Here is a 3,995-nt window from a genome sequence, read left to right as displayed (position 1 = left end):
GCTGTACATGCGGGGCGTCAACCGCGAGCTGCCCCTGTTCATCGTCGGCCTGTCGTTCGCGGCGGCGGAGGGCGGGGCGCGGCTGCACCTGTCGCCGCTGCTGGTGTCGCTGGCGGCGGGCGCGCTCATCGCGAACCTGGACGAACGCGAAGGCCGGCGCATCCACCATGCCATCCAGCAGGCGGGCCTGCCGGTGTTCGCGCTCTTCTTCGCCGCGGCGGGGGCGGGCCTGAAGCTGGACGCGCTGGTGACGGTGGGCCCGGCGGCGCTGCTGCTCGTGGGCCTGCGGGGCCTGGCCATCTGGGCCGCGTGCCGGAAGTTCGCGCCCGCCGGGGACCCGCGCCTCAAGCGCTACCTGTGGATGGGGCTCATCTCCCAGGCGGGGGTGACGTTCGGGCTGGCGGCCCTGGTGTCGCGCACCTTCCCCACGTTCGGGCCGCAGGTGGAGGTGCTCATCGTCGCGATGATCACCGCGCACGAACTGGTGGGCCCGGTGCTCACCCGGCGCGCGCTGCTGGGCAGTGGCGAAATCCGTGCGGAAGAGGCGGGCGGCGGCGCATAGTTGGGGCTCGCCGCCGTCAGCCTGTCCCTGCCAGGAGTCGCGCCCGTCATGCCCCCCGCCGTCGCTCCCATCCTCGAGGTGGACGTGGACCACCCCTCGCCGCGCCACATCGCTCGCGCGGTGGAGGTGCTGGAGAAGGGCGGCCTCATCGCCTACCCCACGGATACCTATTACGGCCTCGGTTGTGATCTGAACGCGAAGAAGGCCATCGAGCGGCTGTACCAGCTCAAGGGCCGCGACAAGAAGAAGCCCCTGTCGCTCTTGTGTCCGGACCTGTCCGACGTCGCCCGCTACGCGCACGTGAGCAACTTCGCCTACCGCGCGATGAAGGGCCTCACCCCGGGCGCCTTCACCTTCATCCTGGAGGCCACACGCCTGGTGCCGGAGGTGATGATGACGAAGCAGAAGCAGGTAGGACTGCGCGTGCCGGACGCCACGCTGCCCCGCGAGCTGGCGAAGGCGCTGGGCCGCCCGCTCATCACCACGTCGGCAACACATACCGATGGTACGGTTTTGTCAGACGCCCGGGACATCAAGGCCGTGCTGGGACACGGATTGGAACTCATCCTTGACGGCGGCGTGACATTGAACGAGCCGTCCACGGTGGTTTCACTCATAGGCGATACGCTTGAAATTCTCAGGCAAGGCAAGGGTAGGCTGGAAGCCTGAACCCGAACCAGAGGGGGGAGCCTTGGCCGAGGGGGACCGTCCAGAAGCGCCAGTGATTGTCGACGTACCGGAGCGGGTGCCTGGGGCGCTCGCGCTGCTAGGGCTGTTGATGCTGCGGCCCATTGATTTGCACTACCGCCTGCGCGAGGCCGGCATCCGTTCGCCGGCGGGGCGCATTGGCCAGTTGTGGCGCGAACAGGCGGAAGGAGGCCGCGCGGCCGGAGCCTTCGTCTGGCGGATGCTGCTCTTGCTGGTGGTGCTGTCGCCGGGCCTCACGGTGCTGGCCGGGCTGGGCCTGCACGTGATGGGCGTGCCGATGCGGGGCGTGTGGTTCATCTCCGCGACGCTGTGTTCCGCGGTGGGGCTGGTGGTGGCGCTGGTGTCGGGGCTCGCGTCGGGCGTGCTGTTGGGGTCGCTGGCGAGCATGTCGATGCTGGCGGGGCTGCATGCCACGGCGGGCGGAGCCTTCGGTCCGGAGTCCGGGGGCATGGCGGCGATGGCGGTGGGCGTGTGCCTGGGCATCGTGTCCGGCCTGTCGGCGGGGAGCATCGGCGGGCTGGCGAATGGGCGCGGGCCGTCCGTGCGCAACGTGCAGGTGGCGGCGATCGCGACGAGCGTCGTGCCCATGTTCGTGTGGAGTGGCGCGGCGTCGGTGTCCTTCGCGGGCGCGGTGGCGGCGAGCGCGCTGGTGGCCTTCCTGGCGTGCGCCTTCCGGCTGCCGTTCTACGCGCTGGAGGTGCTGGCGCAGGCGGTGGCGTACGCGGTGGAGCGCTTCACGGGCCGGCCCACGCTGCGGTGGGTGCCGGTGCGGCATCACAACCTGAGCTACCTGCCGCACCCGTTCCTGGGCCGGCACCTGGCGCTGGCGGTGCGCTCCAGGCCCGCGGAGGTGCTGGCGGTGGCGGATGCGTGCCTGCGCTCGCCGGGCAACATCCTGGTGGGCTGGCCGTGGGTGGTGGAGGCGCTGGAGCGCGCGCATGCGCAGGAAGCCGCCGTCGAACCCCAGGGGTGAAGCCCTGGGGCCGACGGTTGTCGTGCTACGGGGTCGCGGACTGGAGCTTCTCGACCTGGCTGACGACCTTCGCACCCACGGCGTTCGGGGCGTAGGTGACGCGAACGGTGTCGCCGGGCTTGATGGCGTCCAGGGTCGCCTTGAGCTCCTGCTTCGGGTTTTCGATGACGTAGGTCAACGGCGGGGCGGTGTTGGTGGCGCCCGACAGTTGGATCGACGTCTCCGACCTGCTCTTCACGGTGCCCTCCTTCGTCTTGGCGGACGTCGCCTGGGGGGCAGGCTGGGCCAGCGCCGTCGTGCCCATGCTCCCCAGCGTCAGTACCGCCATCCACAGCCATTCTTGTGCGCGCATCGGGTTGCTCCTGGTTTCGGGTGGACGGAAGACAGGCCATGTCATCGGCCCGCTCCGGTTGAAGCCAACGTTGCCCTGAAGCTCTGACGGTTCCATCGGCGTCCGGTCGCGCGGATTCCTCCCTCAAGGACGATCGACCTTCCGGTCCTGGTGACGCTCCGGGGGTGAAGGTCGTGACGGTGGGAGGTCCGGGGAGTTGCCCCCGGGTGTTCCTTCGCTACCCTGGGCCCATGGAAGGACTGCTCGACGCGTTCATCGCCTTCATCCGTGCGGAGCGGGGGTTGTCCGGCAAGACGGTGGACGCCTACGCGGCGGACCTCACCGTGTACTTCGAGGACCTGCGCTCACGGGGCAAGGACGACGCGGCCCGCGTCACCCAGGAGGACGTGCTCGCGCACCTGACGACGCTGGGCAAGCAGGGCCTGAGCCGCCGCAGTCAGGCGCGGCACCTGGCCGCCATCCGCGTCTTCCACCGCTTCCTCGTCGCTGAGCGGCTGGCGGACAAGGACCCCACCGAGGACGTGGACACGCCGAAGTCCCCCCGCAAGCTGCCCATCTTCCTCACGCTGGAGGAGGTGGAGCAGTTGCTGGCCGCGCCCGACGAGCGCACCGTCACCGGCATGCGCGACAAGGCGATGCTGGAGGTGCTCTACGCCACGGGCCTGCGCGTGACGGAGCTGTGCACGCTGGAGCTCAACAACGTGCAGCTCACCGCGGGCTACCTCATCGCGAGGGGCAAGGGCTCCAAGGAGCGCATCGTCCCGCTGGGCCGCGTGGCGATTGAAAAGGTCCAGACGTTCCTGGCGCTGTCGCGGCCGGAGCTGCTGGGCAAGCGCGACGCGAAGGCGCTGTTCGTCACCCCGCGCGGCGGAGGCTTCACGCGGCAGGGTTTCTGGAAGCTGCTCAAGCGCTACGCGCTGAAGGCCGGCATCCTCAAGCCGCTGTCACCGCACAAGCTGCGGCACTCGTTCGCCACGCACCTGGTGGAGCGGGGCGCGGACCTGCGGGCGGTGCAGCAGATGCTGGGCCACGCGGACCTGGCGACGACGCAGATCTACACGCACGTCAACGGCGCCCGCCTGCGCAAGGTGTACGACGAGTTCCACCCGCGCAGCGACGCATTCAAGCCGAAGCCCGCCGCGCGCAAGCGTCCGCCCACGGCGTGACGGAGGCCGCGCGAGGGCGCGGTGGGATTCAGGGCCCGCGCTCCTTCAGCCCCGGCGTCACCGGCGGGTCAGGAGGTCCCAGGTCGCGTGCCGTGGGAGCGACCAGCTCCTCCGTCACCTCCCGGAGTTCGCGCTGGCTCAGCGCGGGGCCTCGGCGCCCGCCATAGGGCTCCACCCGCAGCGCCACTTCGGGGACCTCGGTGACCGGGGCACGCAGTGCGCTGGGTGCGGGGT

At 70.4% G+C, this 3,995-nt stretch carries 6 protein-coding genes; 4 read left to right on the top strand and 2 right to left on the bottom strand.

Going from position 1 to position 3,995, the window contains the following annotated elements:
* The 3 genes from D7V88_RS39480 to D7V88_RS39470 all read left to right on the top strand — a co-directional run.
* On the top strand, positions 1–562 hold a 562-nt coding region (locus D7V88_RS39480), incomplete at its 5' end, for a cation:proton antiporter domain-containing protein (protein ID WP_208726732.1).
* Positions 563–610: 48 nt separating this feature from the next.
* Positions 611–1,231: an L-threonylcarbamoyladenylate synthase gene (locus D7V88_RS39475; protein WP_120545676.1), complete on the top strand. Its 621-nt coding sequence runs from the start codon at positions 611–613 to the stop codon at positions 1,229–1,231.
* A gap of 22 nt (positions 1,232–1,253) precedes the next feature.
* Complete coding sequence (locus tag D7V88_RS39470; protein ID WP_120545675.1) at positions 1,254–2,243, top strand: hypothetical protein; 990 nt, start codon at positions 1,254–1,256, stop codon at positions 2,241–2,243.
* Positions 2,244–2,268: 25 nt separating this feature from the next.
* On the opposite strand, the gene D7V88_RS39465 is transcribed toward D7V88_RS39470, so the two are convergent.
* Complete coding sequence (locus D7V88_RS39465) at positions 2,269–2,595, bottom strand: hypothetical protein (protein WP_120545674.1); 327 nt, start codon at positions 2,593–2,595, stop codon at positions 2,269–2,271.
* A gap of 230 nt (positions 2,596–2,825) precedes the next feature.
* Here D7V88_RS39465 and xerD point away from each other — a divergent pair, with 230 nt between their 5' ends.
* A complete protein-coding gene (gene xerD / locus D7V88_RS39460; RefSeq protein ID WP_120545673.1) occupies positions 2,826–3,761 on the top strand; it encodes a site-specific tyrosine recombinase XerD in 936 nt (311 codons plus the stop codon).
* Positions 3,762–3,789: 28 nt separating this feature from the next.
* Here the strand turns inward: xerD and D7V88_RS43375 are convergent.
* Positions 3,790–3,995: hypothetical protein (locus D7V88_RS43375; protein WP_158625261.1), on the bottom strand; the 206-nt coding region annotated here is incomplete at its 5' end.

The sequence above is a fragment of the Corallococcus terminator genome, from assembly GCF_003611635.1.
GTDB lineage: Bacteria > Myxococcota > Myxococcia > Myxococcales > Myxococcaceae > Corallococcus > Corallococcus terminator.
The sequence above is the reverse complement of the archived record's forward strand: the minus strand, read 5'-3'. Positions and strand labels throughout refer to the sequence as shown.